This window comes from Nocardia puris, assembly GCF_036051655.1.
Taxonomy (GTDB): domain Bacteria; phylum Actinomycetota; class Actinomycetes; order Mycobacteriales; family Mycobacteriaceae; genus Nocardia; species Nocardia puris.
Genome location: NZ_CP107943.1, coordinates 1,967,317 through 1,985,368 on the forward strand (window position 1 = coordinate 1,967,317; position 18,052 = coordinate 1,985,368).

General features: G+C 70.1%; 18 protein-coding genes. 6 read left to right on the forward strand and 12 right to left on the reverse strand.

Translation table 11 applies throughout. From position 1 onward, the window contains the following. Positions 1 to 81: 81 nt before the first annotated feature. A complete protein-coding gene (locus OHB21_RS08675) occupies positions 82 to 2,145 on the forward strand; it encodes a PhoX family protein (RefSeq protein WP_067503423.1) in 2,064 nt (687 codons plus the stop codon). Positions 2,146 to 2,166: 21 nt separating this feature from the next. Here OHB21_RS08675 and OHB21_RS08680 read toward each other — a convergent pair whose 3' ends face one another. The 3 genes from OHB21_RS08680 to ggh form a co-directional block, all read right to left on the reverse strand. Next, positions 2,167 to 2,340, reverse strand: coding sequence for a hypothetical protein (locus OHB21_RS08680; protein ID WP_157115789.1), 174 nt, complete (start codon positions 2,338 to 2,340; stop codon positions 2,167 to 2,169). Positions 2,341 to 2,458: 118 nt separating this feature from the next. Continuing rightward, positions 2,459 to 3,202 (reverse strand): glycoside hydrolase family 25 protein, encoded by a 744-nt coding sequence (locus tag OHB21_RS08685; RefSeq protein WP_084537299.1) that lies wholly within the window; start codon positions 3,200 to 3,202, stop codon positions 2,459 to 2,461. A 110-nt stretch (positions 3,203 to 3,312) separates the two neighbouring features. Then, positions 3,313 to 4,650 (reverse strand): glucosylglycerate hydrolase, encoded by a 1,338-nt coding sequence (gene ggh, locus OHB21_RS08690; protein WP_195125058.1) that lies wholly within the window; start codon positions 4,648 to 4,650, stop codon positions 3,313 to 3,315. A 219-nt stretch (positions 4,651 to 4,869) separates the two neighbouring features. On the opposite strand from ggh, the gene OHB21_RS08695 reads away from it, so the two are divergent. Both OHB21_RS08695 and OHB21_RS08700 read left to right on the forward strand, forming a co-directional pair. Further along, positions 4,870 to 5,559 (forward strand): SDR family oxidoreductase, encoded by a 690-nt coding sequence (locus tag OHB21_RS08695; protein ID WP_195125059.1) that lies wholly within the window; start codon positions 4,870 to 4,872, stop codon positions 5,557 to 5,559. Between the two features lie 162 nt (positions 5,560 to 5,721). After that, positions 5,722 to 6,513 (forward strand): polysaccharide deacetylase family protein, encoded by a 792-nt coding sequence (locus OHB21_RS08700; RefSeq protein WP_232331619.1) that lies wholly within the window; start codon positions 5,722 to 5,724, stop codon positions 6,511 to 6,513. Positions 6,514 to 6,562: 49 nt separating this feature from the next. Here the strand turns inward: OHB21_RS08700 and leuS are convergent, their stop codons facing one another. Continuing rightward, the gene (leuS, locus tag OHB21_RS08705) at positions 6,563 to 9,409 is read right to left on the reverse strand and encodes a leucine--tRNA ligase (RefSeq protein WP_195125060.1); all 2,847 of its coding nucleotides are present in this window, start codon (positions 9,407 to 9,409) and stop codon (positions 6,563 to 6,565) included. 141 nt (positions 9,410 to 9,550) lie between these two features. Between leuS and OHB21_RS08710 the strand changes: the two genes are divergently transcribed. Then, on the forward strand, positions 9,551 to 9,955 hold the full coding sequence (locus OHB21_RS08710) for an SdpI family protein (RefSeq protein WP_067503226.1): 405 nt from the start codon (positions 9,551 to 9,553) through the stop codon (positions 9,953 to 9,955). A gap of 93 nt (positions 9,956 to 10,048) precedes the next feature. After that, the gene (locus OHB21_RS08715) at positions 10,049 to 10,387 is read left to right on the forward strand and encodes a hypothetical protein (RefSeq protein ID WP_195125061.1); all 339 of its coding nucleotides are present in this window, start codon (positions 10,049 to 10,051) and stop codon (positions 10,385 to 10,387) included. 196 nt (positions 10,388 to 10,583) lie between these two features. Here the strand turns inward: OHB21_RS08715 and OHB21_RS08720 are convergent, their stop codons facing one another. Beyond that, positions 10,584 to 10,973 (reverse strand): cupin domain-containing protein, encoded by a 390-nt coding sequence (locus OHB21_RS08720; RefSeq protein WP_067503233.1) that lies wholly within the window; start codon positions 10,971 to 10,973, stop codon positions 10,584 to 10,586. Between the two features lie 94 nt (positions 10,974 to 11,067). Between OHB21_RS08720 and OHB21_RS08725 the strand changes: the two genes are divergently transcribed. Beyond that, positions 11,068 to 11,391: a hypothetical protein gene (locus OHB21_RS08725; RefSeq protein ID WP_195125062.1), complete on the forward strand. Its 324-nt coding sequence runs from the start codon at positions 11,068 to 11,070 to the stop codon at positions 11,389 to 11,391. Between the two features lie 151 nt (positions 11,392 to 11,542). On the opposite strand, the gene OHB21_RS08730 is transcribed toward OHB21_RS08725, so the two are convergent. The 7 genes from OHB21_RS08730 to OHB21_RS08760 all read right to left on the reverse strand — a co-directional run bounded on the left by OHB21_RS08730 (position 11,543) and on the right by OHB21_RS08760 (position 17,931). Continuing rightward, entirely contained in the window at positions 11,543 to 12,577 is a 1,035-nt protein-coding gene (locus OHB21_RS08730; protein WP_195125063.1) for an aminotransferase class I/II-fold pyridoxal phosphate-dependent enzyme, read from the reverse strand. Beyond that, a complete protein-coding gene (locus OHB21_RS08735) occupies positions 12,574 to 13,602 on the reverse strand; it encodes a 3-oxoacyl-ACP synthase III family protein (protein ID WP_067503239.1) in 1,029 nt (342 codons plus the stop codon). The genes OHB21_RS08730 and OHB21_RS08735 overlap by 4 nt, the downstream gene beginning before the upstream one ends. 6 nt (positions 13,603 to 13,608) lie before the next feature. Then, positions 13,609 to 14,265, reverse strand: a complete 657-nt coding sequence (locus OHB21_RS08740; protein ID WP_067503242.1) for a hypothetical protein — start codon at positions 14,263 to 14,265, stop codon at positions 13,609 to 13,611. Next, a complete protein-coding gene (locus tag OHB21_RS08745) occupies positions 14,262 to 15,920 on the reverse strand; it encodes a thiamine pyrophosphate-binding protein (RefSeq protein WP_195125064.1) in 1,659 nt (552 codons plus the stop codon). The genes OHB21_RS08740 and OHB21_RS08745 overlap by 4 nt, the downstream gene beginning before the upstream one ends. 85 nt (positions 15,921 to 16,005) lie before the next feature. Beyond that, entirely contained in the window at positions 16,006 to 16,707 is a 702-nt protein-coding gene (locus OHB21_RS08750) for an anti-sigma factor family protein (RefSeq protein ID WP_067503249.1), read from the reverse strand. Beyond that, entirely contained in the window at positions 16,704 to 17,222 is a 519-nt protein-coding gene (locus OHB21_RS08755) for a sigma-70 family RNA polymerase sigma factor (RefSeq protein WP_067503253.1), read from the reverse strand. Before OHB21_RS08755 ends, OHB21_RS08750 begins: the two co-directional genes overlap by 4 nt. A 67-nt stretch (positions 17,223 to 17,289) precedes the next feature. Further along, on the reverse strand, positions 17,290 to 17,931 hold the full coding sequence (locus tag OHB21_RS08760) for a YqgE/AlgH family protein (protein ID WP_084537301.1): 642 nt from the start codon (positions 17,929 to 17,931) through the stop codon (positions 17,290 to 17,292). Between the last annotated feature and the right edge of the window lie 121 nt (positions 17,932 to 18,052).

Sequence of the window (18,052 nt, forward strand, 5' to 3'; positions counted from 1 at the left end):
GGTCGGCTGTTCATCTGGGTGTTTCCTTGGAATTGTCTGCGCCGTTTACCGTGCGGCCGTCAGCTCGAGTCAGGAGTGATCGTGAGTCTCAAGCCACTCGCCCTCTTCGTGCAGCACGACGGCCGCTCCAATCGCGCCGCCGTGACCTGCGAGTACAAATGCGGTAACGCGTGCTTCCACGAGCCGCCGAACGATTCCGCCGGTGCCTACTTCGGCGATATCGTCAGCTCGCTGAACCGGCGCGGCCTCATCAAGGGCGGCGCGGCGGCGGTGCTCGCGGTCGGCGCCGCCTCGGCGCTCGCGGCCTGCGGTGACGACGGAGCCTCCGGCGCCGCCGATACCGACGCCGCCGGGTCGCCGGGCGTGGGCACCGGGTTCACCCCGGTCGCGCCGAACACCGACGACGCCTTGGTCGTACCGGAGGGTTACGAACAGTCCGTCGTGATCCGCTGGGGCGACCCGCTTTTCGAGGACGCGCCCGCCTTCGACTTCGACAACCAGACCGCCGCCGCGCAGGCCAGGCAGTTCGGGTACAACAACGATTTCGCCGCGCTGCTGCCCATCGAGGGCCAGGCCAACAGCTTCCTGCTCGTGGTCAACCACGAGTACACCACCGCGCCGCACATGTTCCGCGGGTACGACGAGAGCAACCCTACCGACGAGCAGATCGGCATCACCCTGGCCGCGCACGGACTCACCGTGATCGAGGTGAGGGGCGAGTCCGGATCGGGCAAGCTGACCCCGGTCTTCGGTCAGTACAGCCGCCGCATCACGCCGTCCACCGAGTTCGCCGTGACCGGTCCCGCCGCGGGCAGCGATCTGCTGAAGACCTCCGCCGACCCCACCGGCACCAAGGTGCTCGGCACGCTCAACAACTGCGCCGGCGGAGTCACCCCTTGGGGAACCATTCTTTCCGGCGAGGAGAACTTCAATCAGTACTTCTCCCACGGTGATCGGATCACCGACCCCGACGCCGCGGCGCGCCTGAAGCGCTACGGCTTGGTCGAGGGGGCCACGCCGTACTTCTGGGAGCGTGCCGACAAGCGCTTCGACATCACGCAGGAGCCCAATGAGGTCAACCGCTTCGGGTACATCGTCGAGGTCGATCCGTGGGACCCGCAGTCGACGCCGGTGAAACACACCGCGCTCGGGCGGTTCAAGCACGAGGCGGGAACCGTCTACGTCACCGACGGCGGAGACGTCGTCGCCTACTCCGGTGACGACGAGCGGTTCGACTACATGTACAAGTTCGTCTCCTCCCGCAAGGTGCAGCCCGGCACCGGTGCGTCGAGCAGGCGCGAGAACATGAAGATCCTGGCCGAGGGCACGCTGTACGTCGCCAAGCTCACCGGGGACCACCCGGACCGGATCGACGGCAGCGGCACCCTGCCTTCCGATCAAGGGTTCACCGGTACCGGGGAGTGGATTCCGTTGCTGGAGACCGGCTCCGACGGAAAGGGCAGGTCGCTGGTGGAGGGTTTCACCGCCGAGGAGGTCGCGGTGTTCACCCGGCTGGCGGCCGACAAGGTGGGTGCGACCAAGATGGACCGCCCCGAGGACTTCGAGCCCAATCCGATCACGGGCAAGGTCTACGTCGCGCTGACCAACAACAGCAACCGCGGCGCCGAGGGCAAGCCCGCGGCCGACGAGGCGAACCCGCGCAACCTGAACAAGAACGGGCAGGTCCTCGAGATCGACGACGACCACACCGGTACGACGTTCACCTGGTCGCTGCTGCTGGTCTGCGGCGATCCGAACGCCGCGGACACCTACTTCGGCGGGTTCGACAAGTCGAAGGTGAGCCCGATCTCCTGCCCCGACAACCTGGCCTTCGACCAGTACGGCAACCTGTGGATCTCCACCGACGGCAACGCCTTGAAGTCCAACGACGGGCTGTTCTCGGTGGTGCTGGAGGGCGAGAACCGCGGCGAGACCAAGCAGTTCCTCACCGTGCCGCGCGGCGCGGAGACCTGCGGGCCGGTCATCACCGAGTCGCGGGTGCTGGTCTGTGTGCAGCACCCGGGGGAGTCCGACGACGCCTCGGCGGAGAATCCGATCTCGCACTGGCCTGACGGCGGCTCCTCGCAGCCCCGCCCGTCGGTGGCGGTGGTGTGGAAGTCGGGCAACGGGCGCATCGGCGTGTAAGGCAGGGCCCGCCAACCGATTTCAGGACAGAGCCGGCCTCTCCACGGAGGGCCGGCTCTGCCGGACCCTGGTGAGCCGGCGAGCGTAGCCCGATCCGAGCGCGGCCGGCCGTTCCTCGGTGTCGAGAAGGCCGACGATGCCGACGCGGACCAGCGGTTCGTCGTCGGCGACGAGGACGCGTACCGGCCGGGTCATCGCCCGGGCCCACCGGGGCGCAGAACAGGGTCGAAAGTGGTGCTCATCGCCGTCTACGCGGGCGAACATCGTTAGCGCCCAGCATATTTCGGGGCTATGCGAACGCCGGGCGACCTTGCTACCCGCTGCCCGTCAACCCGCCCATGTTCGCGAAACGCGTGAAATCGCCTTGGGCTCCGCTGTATACGTTCACGTCGGTGGGGCCGTTGATGCCGGGGATGCGGCCGGAGTCGGTCTGCTGCCAGAACGTCCAGGTGGGCCAGCCGCCGGGCACCTCCGGTTGGGCGTTGCCGCGGTAGTCGGCGATCCACAGGGGGTAGCGGGTGAACGCGTTGGTGTTCGCCATCGCGGTCTTCCAGAAGTTGGGGTAGGTGTAGATGATCGGCGTCCGGCCGGTGAGCGCCTGCACGGTGTTCAGGTAGCGGTGCGTCCAGTCGATCAACTGCGCGGGGGACAGTCCGCCGGAATGCTCCAGGTCGAGCACGGGCGGCATGTCCAGCGGTCCGTTCTGCCCGAGCACCACCGTCGCGTACAGCGCGGCCTGCGGTTCCGGCGGCAGGCTCGGCTGCGCGTAGTGGTACGTCCCGCGCGCCACCCCGGCCGCCCGCATCAGCACGCTGTCGGGCACGAAGTAAGGATTGATGTAGTTCAGCCCCTCCGTGGCCTTGACCATCGCGAAGTCGTGCCCGGACCGCTTCACCGCGACCCAGTCGATCATCCGCCCGTCGACGTGCTGCCACGACGACACATCGGGCCCGGTCGGCTGCGCCCCCACCACCGGGGCGCCCACCCCCAGGATGCCGCCCGCCACGAGCACGGACCCCGCAACACCGCGAACCGCTCTCCACCGAGTGTTATCCATGCCGCCCGAGACTAGCCACCCTCGGCTCCTGTGACCAGAGTGACAAGTGGGTCTTTCGCCGACAGTTCACTGTGCTGGGCCACGACGCGGGGGAGAGGGCGCGCTTGCGCTCACCCCAGCCAATCCAGCACCGAGGCGGCGGTCCAGGACTGTTGCATGCTGCCGAGGGGTTCGCCGGTGAAGGGTTCGTAGTATTCGGCGAAGCTGCCGTCGCTGGCTTGGCGCAGGCCTTCGGCGCGGAGCATGAAGGAGCGTTCGGCCCAGCCGCGGCGGGCGAACACCCAGGAGAACAGCCAGCTCATGACCGGCCAGACCGGGCCGCGCCAGTATTCGCGCGGGCGGAAGTCCTTGGCGACGGGGGAGGTGGAGGGCGGCAGCGCGTAGCGCAGGTCGGGGTGGCCGCAGTAGCGCGGGCCCTCGAACAGGCGCAGCAGGCTGCGCTCGGTCTCGCGGGGCAGTCCGCCGCAGATTAGCGGTGCGAACACGGCCAAGGTCTCGGTGGTGATCCAGCGCTGCAACCGCACGTCGAAATCGCGGGCCGCGCCGGTGCGCGCGTCGGTGGTGGCGACCACACCCGCGCGGAACCGGTCGGCCCAGGCGTAGAGATCGCGCACGTCGGCGTGCGGCTGCTTGTACTCCTCGCCGATATTGGCCAGCACCTCGCAGGCCAGCGCGAAGATCGCGGTGACGAACACGTCCTCCACCGCGAAGCTCATGGTGGAGGTCAGCTGGTAGTCGTCGTAGCCGGCGCGGCGCATCTGCTCGACCAGCCACAGGTAGCGGTCGTACTCGCGGTCGGTGGGCCGCTGCGTGGGGTCCGACACCACCAGCACATCCTCGCGCCGGTACGGCGGCAGCTCGCCGGGCACGACGTTGGCGTAGGCGCGGTCCCAGCGCGGCGAGTTGTCCATGCCGGATTCCCACCCGTGGTACAGCGTGATCCGCCCGCTCTCCTTGGGGTCGCGCGCGTGCGCCAGCCACCGGTGCCAGCGCACCAGATCGGGCCAGCGCCGATTGAGGAATTCCTCGGCGGTGGCCCGGGTGCTGCGGCCGTGGCGGCGCGAATGGTCGAGGATGCGCTGCACGGCGATGGCGTGCACGGGCGGCTGGGTGATGCCGGAGGTGTCCGGCCCGTCGGGCGCGTTGACCGCCAGCTTGCGACACTCCCAGCGCGCCGGCCCGGGGAAGTAGCCGTCGACGCCGTTGGCGAAGACGATGTGCGGGATCATCCCGTTCTTCCACTGCGCCGACAGCAGCGTGTCCAGCTCCACGACCGCGCGCTCCACGCTCAGCGGCGCCAGCCCGACCGCGACGAACGCCGCGTCCCAGCTCCACATGTGCGGGTACAGGCGCGGCGCGGCGCTGGTCATGCTGCCCAGGTCGTTGCCCCGCAGCAGGTAGGCGGCGCGGGCCGCGAGCTGGGTGGGGGTGAAACCCGGGTTCGTCATCCCCCTATTCTGCGACGCCACGCGCAGGTACGCGCGTTCAGCGGAGTCCGGCTCGGCCCGGCGCGCGACCGGATGGTGTTCGGCAGTTCTCACTCTGGCATGCCCCGTCCGTGGAGTTTGGTGACCGACGACGTATGCGTGCATCGCTACCGATCGTCCGGGCGCTACGCGTTTTTACGCCCCTCGGTACGTATTGGCCGGACCTATTACGTTTTGTGTATGACCACCGCCCGGAAACCGACCGCTCTGATCACCGGCGCCAGCCGCGGCCTCGGCGCGGCGATCGCCAGGGAACTCGCCCCGACCCACGATCTGCTGCTCGGCGCGCGCACCCCCGCCTCGCTGCACGCCATCCGCGCCGAACTGCCCGACGCCCGGCCCTTCGCCGTGCCGCTCACCGACTATCCGGCGGTGACCGCGGCCGTCTCGGAGATCGACCACCTCGACGTGCTGGTGCACAACGCGGGCGTCGCCGACCTCGGCACGGTCGCGGAGTCGTCGGTGGCGCAGTGGCGGAATACGTTGGAGGCCAACCTGATCGCCGTCGCCGAGCTGACCCGGCTGCTGCTGCCCGCGCTGCGGGCCGCGCGCGGGCACGTGGTGCTGATCAACTCCGGCGCGGGTCTGCGCGCCAACGCGGGCTGGGCGTCCTACGCCGCCAGCAAGTTCGGCCTGCGCGCCTTCGGTGACGCGCTGCGCCTGGAGGAGCCGCTGCTGCGGGTGACCTCGGTGCACCCGGGCCGCATCGACACCGATATGCAGCGCGAGATCGTCGCGGGCGAGGGGCGGCCGTACCGGCCCGAGGAATTTCTCACCGGCGAAACGGTTGCCGCGGCGGTGCGCAACGCCGTCGAGACTCCGCGCGACGCGCACCCCACCGAGATCGTGCTGCGGCCCATCGCCCGATAGCGGGCGTCGGAACTGGGCATTCGCGGACCCGGACCAATCGCGCCCGAGGGCGGCGCGGTGTACGCCGGTCGGTAGCTGGATGCTCTATGATCGCTACCGGTTCGGGGATCTGGGCCGCCCGCCGACCGGTGGGCGGTGAGTTCGAGCGAGTGCGGGGCCGCTGTGGACAGACGACAATTGCTCGCCCTCGTGGCCGCGGGGACCGCCGCGGCCCTCACGGGTTGCACCGCGGCCCAGGGGGAATCGGTCGCCGGTGGCGCGGGAGAAGCCGCAATCCCGCCGCCGCCCGCGCAGCCGTTGCTGCCACCGCCGCCCGGCGGTCCGAAGACCCCGATCCCGGCCGCCACGATCACCGGGCTGCCCGGCCCCGGTTCGAGTCTCGCGCTCACCGTCGACGACGGCGCGAGCCCCGAAGTGGTCGGCGCCTACATCAAGTTCGCGAAGGACACCGGCGCGCGGTTCACGTTCTTCGTCACCGCCCATTACCCGTCCTGGACCGAGCACCGGGACGAGTTGCGGCCCTTGGTGGAATCGGGACAGATCCAGCTCGGCAACCACACCTGGGACCACGCCGACCTGACGGCCATTTCCGCCTCGACGGCCGCGTCCCAGCTGGAACGTGCGAAGACGTTCCTGCGCAATAACTTCGGCGTCGACGGCACGCCCTACTACCGGCCGCCGTTCGGCAGGCACAACGCGATCGTCGACCGTGTCGCCGCCGACCTCGGCTACACCGTGCCCACCATGTGGTTCGGGTCCCTCTCGGACTCCGGGGTGATCACCGAAGAATTCCTGATCGAGTGCGCGCGAAAGTATTTCAACCCGCAGACGATCATCATCGGGCACGCGAACGCGCCCGCCGTCACGCGGTGCTACGGGCAGCTGGTGGACATCATCCGGGAGCGCAACCTGTCGATGGTGACGTTGAACGACGTCCTGCTGCCGCCCGTCTAGCGCCGGGCGGTACTCACTCGCATCGAAGGAGCACCGCCCCGGCCTCGACTCAGGCGACGATATTGACCAACCGCCCCGGCACCACGATGAGCTTGCGCGGGGCCGCGCCGTTCAGCAGGGCCACGATCTTCTCGTCGGCCAGTGCGGCCGCCTCGATGGCGGCGTTGTCGGCGTCGGCGGGCACCTGGATGCGGCTGCGGACCTTCCCGTTCACCTGGACCGGGTACTCGACCGAATCCTCCACCAGCAGTGCGGGATCGGCGACGGGGAAGGGGCCGTGCGCCAGGGAGGTGGTGTGCCCCAACCGTTCCCACAGCTCCTCGGCGATGTGCGGGGAGAGCGGGGCCAGCATCAGCACCAGCGGCTCCACCGCGGTGCGCGGCGCGCCGTCGGGGTAGGTCTTGGTGAGGTGGTTGGTCAGCTCGATCAGCTTCGCGCCCGCGGTGTTGTCGCGCAGCGCGGCCAGATCCTCGTCCACACCGGCGATGGTGCGGTGCAGCAGGCGCAGCGTCTCCGGTGACGGCGCGTCCTCGATGACGCGGACCGCGCCGGTCTCCTCGTCCACGACCAGTCGCCACACGCGTTGCAGGAAGCGGTGCGCGCCGACGACGTCCTTGGTGGACCACGGGCGCGAGAGGTCCAGCGGGCCCATCGACATCTCGTAGAACCGGAACGTGTCCGCGCCGTACTGCTCGTACATCTCGTCGGGCGAGATCGCGTTCTTCAGCGATTTGCCCAGCTTGCCGTACTCCTGGAACACCTCGATCTCGGCGCCGGCGGCGTCGGTCCAGAAGAACTTGCCGTCGCGCTCGACGACCTCGGCGGCGGGCACGTACGCGCCGCGCTCGTCGGTGTAGGCGTGGGCCTGGATGTAGCCCTGATTGAACAGGCGTCGGTAGGGCTCGCTGCCGCTCACATCGCCCAGGTCGTAGAGCACCTTCTGCCAGAACCGCGCGTACAGCAGGTGCAGCACCGCGTGCTCCACGCCGCCGACGTAGAGGTCCACGCCGCCCGGATCGTTCGGGCCGTGCTCGTCCGTGCGCGGGCCCACCCAGTACGACTCGTTCTCCTTGGCGCAGAATTCGTCGGCGTTGGTCGGGTCGGTGTAGCGCAGCTGGTACCAGGAGCTGCCCGCCCAGTTCGGCATGACGTTGGTGTCGCGGCGGTAGGTCTTGGGGCCGTCGCCCAGATCCAGTTCCACGTGCACCCAGTCGGTGGCCTTGGCCAGCGGCGGGGAGGGCTCGGAGTCGGCGTCGTCGGGGTCGAAGGTGACCGGCGCGAAATCGTCCAGCTCCGGAAGCTGCACGGGCAGCATGGATTCCGGCAGCGCGTGCGGTGCGCCGTCCTCGTCGTAGACGATGGGGAACGGTTCGCCCCAGTACCGCTGACGGGCGAACAGCCAGTCGCGCAGCTTGTACTGGATGGTGCCGGTGCCGTGCCCGTCGGCCTCCAGCCTGCCGATCACGGTGGCCTTGGCCTCCTCGACCGGAAGTCCGTTCAGGTAGTCCGAATTCACCAGTTCGCCGTCGCCGGAATGCGCGCCCTGGCTCAGATCACCGCCGGCGATGACCTCGCGGATGGGCAGGCCGAACGCGGTGGCGAACTCCCAGTCGCGCTGGTCGTGGCCGGGCACCGCCATGATGGCTCCGGTGCCGTATCCGCTGAGCACGTAGTCGGCGATGAAGACCGGAATCTGTTCGCCGTTCACCGGATTGGTGGCGTAGGCGCCCAGGAAGACGCCGGTCTTCTCCTTGTTCTCCTGGCGCTCCAGATCCGACTTGGCCGCGATCTCCTTGCGGTAGGCGGCGACCGCGTCGACCGGGGAGGCCGCGCCCTCATGGGTCCAGCGGGGGTTGGTGCCCTCGGGCCACGCCGCGGCAGCGAGCGCGTCGACCAGCTCGTGTTCGGGGGCCAGCACCACGTACGTCGCGCCGAACAGGGTGTCGGGGCGGGTGGTGAACACCTCGATCTGTCCGGCGGGCGAGTCGAACTTCACCTGCGCGCCGCGCGAACGCCCGATCCAGTTGCGCTGCATGGCCTTCACGTTGTCGGGCCAGTCCAGCAGCTCCAGGTCGTCGACCAGGCGGTCGGCGTAGGCGGTGATGCGCATCATCCACTGCCACAGGCGCTTACGGAACACCGGGAAATTGCCGCGCTCGGAGCGCCCGTCGGCGGTGACCTCCTCGTTCGACAGCACCGTGCCCAGTCCGGGACACCAGTTGACCACCGAATCCGTCTGGTACACAAGGCGATACGAGTCGATCAGCGCGCGCCGCTCGGCGGTGGACAGCTCCGCCCAGGTCTTGCCGTCGGGCACCGCCCGCGCACCCGAGGCGAACTGCGCCTCCAGCTCCGCGATCGGCCGGGCGCGGTTGAGCTCCAGGTCGTACCAGGCGTTGTAGATGCGCAGGAAGATCCACTGCGTCCACTTGTAGTACTCGGGATCGGTGGTCGCGAACGAGCGGCGCCGGTCGTGCCCCAGGCCGAGGCGGTCCAGCTGACGCTGCATGGTGGCGATATTGGCCTCGGTGGTGTCGCGCGGATGCGCGCCCGTCTGCACCGCGTACTGCTCGGCGGGCAGGCCGAAGGCGTCGTAGCCCAGCGCGTGCAGCACGTTGCGGCCGTGCATGCGGTGGTAGCGGGCGAAGACGTCGGTGGCGATGTAGCCGAGCGGATGGCCGACATGCAGGCCCGCGCCCGACGGGTACGGGAACATGTCCTGCACGAACAGCTTGTCCGCGGGAGTCGCACCGGCGAGCGGGCCGACCGGGTTCGGGGCCTCGAACGTGCCCCGCTCCGCCCAGTTCCGCTGCCAGCGGGCCTCGATCTGGCCCGCGAGAGCGGCGTTGTACCGGTGCTGGGGTACGTCGCTGTCGGTGGCTCGGGTGTCCTCCACGGTCCTGCCTTCGCTTTTGTGTCGCTTCTCGGTCGCCTGGGATTGCTCCTACAGGGTAGAACGCCCGACGTCAGGGGCCGAAAATCGGGGCCACCCCCTACCGCGAGTAGTACGCGCGGAGTCGTAGGTTAATCTGCTGGGGTGTTCGTCGTCGCTCTCGTCCTGTTCGCGCTGGCCGCGGTGGCCGTCGCGACCGGCGTGCTCGGGCTCACCGGCAAGCTGCCGCGCAACCGTTTCGTCGGTGTCCACACCGACGAGGCCCTCAGCACCGAAGAGACCTTCCGCGTCGCGAACCGCATCGCCGCCCCCACCTCCGTGATGGCAGGCGCGCTGCTGTTCGCCGCCGGACTCGTCGCGTATGCGGCCGGTGGGCCGATGGCGCTGGTCGTCGCCGGATTCGCCGCCGTGATCGCCCTGTTCACCCTGGGCGCGGGCGCGAACGCGGCCGGGCGGGCCATCGCGGGCCTGGTCCCCGCCGACACCGGCGGCTGCGGCAACTCCTGCGGGGCGTGCTCGCTGCGCGACGCCTGCCAGCCCGCGAGCTGAGGCCCGCTGCCGCCGGAAAATGGGGCGGCGCGGTGTCGTACCCCCTCGGTAGCCTGGAGTGACTCGAGGAGGAACTATCCGGGGGAGGTACGGATGTTTTTCGCGCTCACATTCATCTTCGTGCTGGTCGGGGCCATCATCACCAGCACGTTCGGCTTCGACGCGGCCTGGCCGTTCTTTCTGCTCGCCGGATTCTCGCTCGTGGTCGGCGTGATCCGCGTGATCCGCGACAACGCGCTGCCGCGCTCGTCGGGCCGGGGCTCGCTGCGCGGTAGCGGTAGCGGCGGCGGCGCGGGCTGGGGTGCCGGCGCGGCCGGTGGCGGATTCCTCGGCGGGATCTTCGACGGTGGCGGTCACGGGGGTGACGGCGGCGGGGGAGGCGGCGGTGGTTGCGGTGGCGGAGGTGGCTGCGGCGGGGGTGGAGGCAGCTGAACGCTGCGTGCCCCGGTCACCGCGCGACGTCGGCCCGCTGATAGGGGACGATGCGCCGTAGCGCTCTGGGTGTGCCCGGGCGGGCGTTTATGCCGAACGGTTCTTCGGGCCGCTGGGGCGTAGCGCTCGGGGTGTGCCCGGATGGGGGTTCACGTCGAACGGATCTTCGCGCCGCTGGGGTGGGCGCCCGAGGCGCTCAGTCCGAGGCGATGCCCGGCGGGGGTGGGAGGCTCCGCGAGAGCGGGCTGCCCTTCGGGGTGAGGTAGACGACGAAGAGGGTGACCGGGGTGGTCCCGAGATTGCGCGCCACGTGCGGGTACGCGGGGCCGCTCGGTTCCCGGAAGACGCGGCCGCGCCGGTAGGTCACCGCAACGCCATCCGCCCCCGGGTGATCCAGGGTGCCGCGCGCGACGAGGACGACCAGCGTGCCGTCGTGGTAGTGCCAACCGCTGGTGCCGCCGGGCTCGATCACCGTCTGCCGCAGCAGGATCTGGCGCCGCCCGAGACCGAACCGCACCAGTACCCGGCTCGCGGTCCCCGCCGCGGGTGCCGGATTCGGCTGTAGTGCGCGCAATCGCGGAATCACCCACCCATGGAACCACCCGCCTCGATCGATGTGGGTGCGGGTGTGCCGCTGGGTACTTACCCTGGAGTACGGGAGGAAGACCGGGGAGGTTCACATGTCCGGATTCGCCATCGCTTTCGCGATCCTGGGAATGATGGTGGCCGCGCCGCTGGGGTTCGGATTCAGCGCGGCGTGCTTCGCCGTGGCGGCCGTGCTCGGCGCCATCGCGTGGTCGAGACGCGGACGGCCCCGCCGGGATGCCCGGCGGACGGGCCCCGCTGACGACGGGCTCGGCGCGCGGTGGCAGAGCCGCCAGCTGCGCCGGATCGCCTCCTTGGACTTCGGCACCGACAGTTCCGGGAGCTCCGGGAGTTCCGGTGGTTCCGATATGTCCGGCGGTGGGGGCGGTTGCGGCGGTGGTGGCGGCGGCGGGAACTGACCGGTGGCAGCGCTGGCGGGACACGAGCCGTTCGGCACTCACCCTGAACGACCGCGAGGCCGGATTCGCGCCGTTGGCAGCAACTGAATTCGCGTGTCGCTGGACCGGTGCTGGATCGGGGCAGGTGGCCGGATCGGGCCGGTCGCGGCCCTCACCCGCGCCCGGTGAGGGCCGCGAGGACGGCGCGGGAGGCGGTGGGGTCGCCGACGGTGATGCGGGCGCTGCCGTTGGGGTAGGACTTGGCGGTGATGCCGGCGCGGCGCAGGGTGGTGGCGGTGCCTGGGCCGGGGAGGTAGAGGAAGTTGGCGTGGCTGCGGGGGATGGTGAGGCCGAGGGGCAGCAGGGCGGCGCGGAGGTGTTCGCGGTCGGTGGTGATGGCGCGCACGCGGGCGGCGAGTTCGGATTCGGCGGCGTAGGACGCGGCGACCGCGGCGACGGCGTGGGTCGGGACGCCGAAGGGCAGTTGGAGGCGGCGCACCCGCGTGACCAACTCGCGGCGCCCGAACGCGTACCCGATGCGCAGCCCTGCCAGCCCGTACGCCTTCGAAAAGGTGCGCAGGATCAGCAGATTCGGGTGCCTGCGCAGGAGCGCCAGGGTGTCGAGCCGGTCGGCGGGCGCGAGGAATTCGGCGTACGCCTCGTCCAGGATCACGGTCACCCGCTGCGGCGCCGAACCCAGGAACCCCTTCAACTCGCCCGCCGTGAGCACTGTGCCGGTCGGATTGTGCGGACGGCACAGCACCACCACGGCGGTGCTCTTGTCGATGGAGCGCAGCAGCCCGCGCAGATCCTGCCCGCCCGCCGCATCCAGCTCGACGGGCACCAGCCGCAGCCCCGCCATCTCGGCCAGAATCGGATACCCGTCGAAAGTCGGTGTGCTGGTGACTATCTCGCCGCCACCGCTCGCCACCGACTGGATGATCTGCATCGCCACCCCGGTCGCCCCGGACCCGACGACCACCTGGTCCGCACCCACCCCCACCCGCCGCGCGATCAACTCCGGCAGCCGCGCGGGCAGGAACTCCGGATACCGATTCCCCCGCCCCAACTCGTAGCGCACCGCCGCCAGCACGGAAGGCAAAGGCGCGAAGGGATTCTCGCTCAGGCTCAGATCGAATCGCGCGGGCGGTCGCGGACGCGTATGACGCCGCGACGACCGCGTGTCTTCGTGCAGACCAACGTTCACCGCCCCGCTCCCCAGCGCACGGCGGCCGCGGCCGCGAAATCGCCCGCGTGCGCGAAGGCCGACATCAGCACGATCGACCCGTTGCGCAGCCGCCCCGCCCGGTTCTCGGTGTCCAGCGTGACGGGAATGCCTGCGGCGAAGAGGTTTCCGCACGCGTCGAAAGTGTCGGGGTGGCGTTCGACGGGCAGTTCCAGCGCGTCGCGCCAGTTGCGCAGGAACAGGCGATTGGGCTGGTTCGTGACGAAGGTGTCGATGTCGCGGCCCTTCACGCCGATCCGCTCGCACACGGTGTGCGCCACTTCCGGGACCAGCCGGTTGCCGCGCGCGAACACCTTCGTCACCTTCGATTCGGTGAAGCTCACGCAACCCTGCCCTTCGCCGGGCTCCCAGTACTTGCGGTCCCCGTTGGTGGAGAAGTCCATATCGCCCGCGAACTCGGGGTACGTGCGGCACTCCACGTCCAGGATCGGCGCGCTGTCGTCCTTGACGAGCAGCCCGATCCCGCACCCGTCGCCGGGCACCGGCGCCTGGGCTAGTTTGCGGATCTCGGTCTGGGTGAACACCGGTCCCGCGCAGTTCTGCGCCACCGCGATGAGCGCCGTGCGGGCGTCGGTGGTGCGCAGGATCATTCGCGCCAACCCCATCATATTCACGAAGGCCGCGCAGCCGCCGTTGTGGAGGTCGTAGGCGATCTGCGGCCGCATGCCCAGCCGCCGCGCCACCTCGGGTCCGCATCCCATGACCGGATTGTCGGGCAGCTGGGTGTGCGTGAGCAGCACGTCGATCTTCGAGAACAATTGCGCACCATGGCGTTCGGCCAGCGGGGTGGCGGCGCGCTCGACCATGTCGACGGCGGTCTCGTCGCGATCCACGTGGTGGCGGGTGCGCGGCGAGCGGAACATCACGTTCTTCGCCATCCGGTCCGAACGCGCGAACCGGGTGAAGTACTCGGTGCCGATCGGCTCACCGGGCAGGTACGACGACACGTCGGCCAAACTGACCGTGGCGGCGGAGGATTCGCTCATGGGGTCTCACTTCATCCAGTCGGGCTTGACGGGCAGCCCGTGCGCGGCCCGGTACTCGCAGATGGCCCGCAGGTTGTCCAGCTCCAGCTGATGCCCGGCGGAGAACATCTCCCAGAAATCGCCCACCCACACCGGGCGCTTCGGCGGCGCGGTGTGCGGGTAGGGGTTCTCGTCGTAGAAGGGATGGTGGCAATTCGTCCACAGCACCACCGATCCCGGCTTGTCCAGCACCACCTGCGCGTCCACCACCCGCATCAGATAGACCATCCACAGGTGATCGGGCTGATCCCACGCGCAGTGGTAGTCGACGGTCATCGCCCCGGGGTGGGCGACGGTGCGGGTGTAGATCTTCGTCGCGTCACCGAGCCGGTCGTAGGCCAGCCACAACCCGGGTTCGTCGGTCTCGGTGAAACCGCGCAGGCTGTAGGTCCACTCCTCCAGAGACCTCGTGTCGGCCAGGTATTCGTACACTTCGCGCGGCGGGGCGGCGATGTAGCCCTGGACCGGGCAGAAGTCGCCGAAGATCTGGTCGTGCGGATACACCGACCGCAGCATGTCCATGATGATCGGCGTGGTGGCGTCCTTGTCGGAGTTCTCGATCCGCAGCACGCCGGGCACCACGTCTTCCGGGATATCGCTCAGTGCGGGCAGCGCACGGGTCACGGGGTCCTCCTAGGGGTGGCGTCCAGGGCGGTGAGGAACGGGGCGAACGGTGGGATCTCGTCGGGGTCGCACTCCACGCAGACGAACGACGGTCCCGTCGCGGCGAGGCAGGCGCCGAGCGCGTCGTCGAGTTCGGCGCGGGTGCGGGCGGTGCGCGTGGGCAGTCCGGGGAACATGGCGGCGATGCCGTCGCCGAGGTGCGCGGCGCCGAACCTGTTGAACGAGTAGCGATCCCGGTAGTACAGCTGTTCGCGCGTGACGCACATGGCGTGCGCGTTATTGTTCAGCACCACGAATGTGATCGGCAGCCGATGTTCGACGGCGGTGTGGATTTCCATGCCGTGCATGTAGAACGCACCGTCGCCCGCGATCACGACGGTGCGCGTCTCGGGCCGCGCGAAGGCCGCGCCGATGCCCGCGCCGAACGCGTACCCCATGCCGCCCATGCCGAGCGCGACGACGAATCGTCCGCCCCGGGGCACCCGCAGGTGATGCACCACCGCCGCGCCGGTGTTCCCCGCGTCGGCGAAAACAACGGTCCCCGCGGGCAATGCGGCGCCGATAGTCTCCACGATCTCGCGGTAGCGCAGCCCGGGGCCGTCCGGCACGCTCAGCGGTGTGGGCGCTGCGGTGCGCGCCGGGCGGGAAACCCCTGCGGGACCGTCGAATTCGGCCGCCAGCTCACGCAGGGTGATGGCCAGGTCGGTGCTGGTGGCGTGCACGGCGGGCAGATGCGGCGGCGCGACGCCCACGCTCGCGACGGTCACCTCCGCCAGCAGCTCCTCCAGCCCGGTCCGCGCCGTCACCGGCAGCGGCGTCCCGATCACCAGGCACAGCGCCGCCGACCGCAGCGCCGCCACGAGTTCGGGGTGGCCCATCGTGCCCGCGACGCCGAGGAATCCGGGATCGGTGTTGTCGTACACGTCCTTCGCGTCGGGCGCGACGCCCACGCTCGCGTCCAGCGTGGCCGCGAGTCCGGCCAGTTCGTCGCGGGCGTCGTCGCGCGCCACCTGGTCGCCGGCCAGGATCACCACCTTGCCGGTCCGCCGCGCCGCCTCGATCGCCGCCCGCACCCGGCGCAGCGCCGAGTGATCGCGGTGATGCGGTCGCGGCGGCAGCCGGAAGGGCGGCGCGTCGAGTGCGGACTGCTGGACGTCCTTGGGCAACAGCAGCACCGCGGGCGCGCCGCGCCGGGCGGCGGCGACGGCGTCGGCGAGACGGACGGGCAATTCGGCGGCCCGCTCCACTCGCGCGCAATACCCGCTGATCGAACCGAACAGCGCGACGGCGTCGATGGTGCCCGCGCGCCCGCTGGAATCCTGGAACGCCCCGCGCCCCTCCAGCGCCGTCGGCGGCTGCCCGACCAGCGCCAGCACCGGAACCCGCGAGGCGTACGACTCCGCCAGCCCCGCAACGAGATTCATCGCCCCGCCGCCGGAGGTCGCGGCCACCACACCGAGCCCGCCGGTGACGCGCGCGTACCCGTCGGCCATGGTGGCGGCCGAGTACTCGTGTTTGGCGACCACGCCGGTCACGCCGGAATCGAAGAGCGCGTCGTACAGGTCCTCGATATTCGCGCCGTCCACGCCGAAGACGTGTCGCGCGCCCAGCGCGGAAACCGCGCGCACCAGATGATCCACGACCCGGTCCGGCATGGATGCTCCCTTCGAGACCCGAGTGCTCGTACAGCAGATACACGAGACGGCCGGGCGGGTGGTTCAGTCGTCGACCACCCGCCGGTCAGACCGATCCGGTGAGGATCACCCTGTCGGTGGCCACCGACCTGATCTCGACCTTCTGCACCTGGTCGGGGGCCATGTCGAGGGTGCGGTCCACGGTCAGCACGGTGCCGGGGCCCGCGGGCCACTCGTCGAGCTCGAGCTGCCTGCCGTCGGTGCCGGTGACCGTGAGCCGGTACTTCCAGGTGTAGCGCTGGTCGCTGTCGCCGTAGGTGCAGGTCATGACCACGCGGGCGCGGTCGCCGTCGGCCAGCAGCTTGAAACTCGCGGTGACCGGCGAGGGCTCCAGCGGGCTCATGGACCGTTCGGCGATCACCTGTTCGGTCGCTGGCGTGCCCGCGTCGGTGACGGACGAGACCACCGGGATCGCGATCGCCACCGCGGCGGCGGCCGCCACCACCGCGCCACCCACCGCGTACCAGCGGTCGCGCCGCCTGCGCTTGCGTTCGGCGGCGGCCAGGCGCGGCAGCAGATCGGGCACCGGTGGCACCGACGGCGCCGGCTCGTCGGCGATCATGTCGAGTGCGGTGTCGGCGTCGATCAGGCCGAGCATCCCTGGCATACCCGCCAATTCGGCCACCGCCGCCCGGCAGCTCGCGCAGCCGGCGAGGTGCTCCTCGTACTCGCGGCGTTCGCTTCCGGTGAGGGATCCGAGCACGTACGGGGCGTCCCACGTGGTGTAGTCGTCGGCGATGTCCGTCATCGGGTGGTCACCCCCATCTCCTGTAGAGCCAGTCGCAGCGCCCGCATGCCGTAGTGCATACGGGATTTCACGGTGCCCGGGGGAATGTCGAGTTCCTCGGCGATCTGATGCGTGGACAAGCCACGGTAGTAGGCGCGCACGATCACCTCGCGATGGTCGGCGCTGAGCTTGGCCAGCGCGTCGGCGACGAGCCAGCCGTCCAGGGCGCGCTCGGCCTGGTCGGGGGCCGGCTGTTCGGGCGGGCTGTCGGTGCGGAACTCCCGGCGGTTGCGGGCGCTGCGGTGCTCGTCGACGACGAGGTTGCGCGCGACGGTGAACAGCCACGCCCGCGCCGAGGTGGTGCTCTGGTCCAGGACGTTCGGGCGTTGCCAGGCGCGCAGCAGTGTTTCCTGCACGATGTCCTCGGCGCGGCCCGGGTCGCGGACCAGCCCGAGCGTGTAGCGCCACAGCGCGGGCGCGTGCTCGGCGTACAGCGCGCGCATCAATTCGGCCTGGTCGTCCGGTGGTTTCGCCATGCGCTCACCGGATCAGTTCGTACGCTTCATGCGGTGTGACTCCTGTCGTCTCGAGGAGTACACGTTGTCAGTTGCGTTCGAGTTCAATCGGATGCGTGGCGAGCAGCGACAGCGGCAGCGGCTGGCGGCGCAGCACGTGCGCCCACAGGTCCGAGCGGCCGGTGCTGATCGGATCGCCGGGCATGGCCGAGAGCACGATCCAGTCGTCGTTCTCCAGTTCGCCTTCCAACTGGCCGAAGGTCCAGCCCGCGTACCCGGCGAAGACGCGGATGCCCTCGACCAGCGGGGCGATCTTGTCGGGATCGGCGTCCAGGTCGATCATCACCACGCGGCCGTCGACGCGGCGCATACCGGGCACGCCCGCGGTGGTGGCGCCCTCGCGCAGGGTGCCGAGGCACAGGGCCTCGTCGCGTTTGACGGGTCCGCCGCCGAACAGGGTGCGCGGCGAGGCGGCGATCTCGGTCCACCGCGGCAGCACGTCGTGGATGGCGGTGTCGGTGGGACGGTTCAGCACCACACCGAAACTGCCGGAGTCGTTGTGCTCGATGATGTACACGACGGTCCGGCGGAAGGTCGGCTCGACCAGATCGGTGGCGGCCAGCAACAAGGTGCCCGCGCGCACGACTGCCTCGCCGCGCCGGGGCCCGCGGCGGCGGTCGCCGTGCCCGCCGTGAGTCTTGCGATCGTCCGGGTCATCTGGGCGTGCCACTCGGACATCATCGCAGTTTGTCGGCCGGAGTGCTCGTTTCCAGGGGCCTGGATTTCTGGAAAAGTGCGCGGAAGTGCGCGCGCGGGCCCGACTGTCTGGGTCGGGCTGTCCGCCAAGGTGG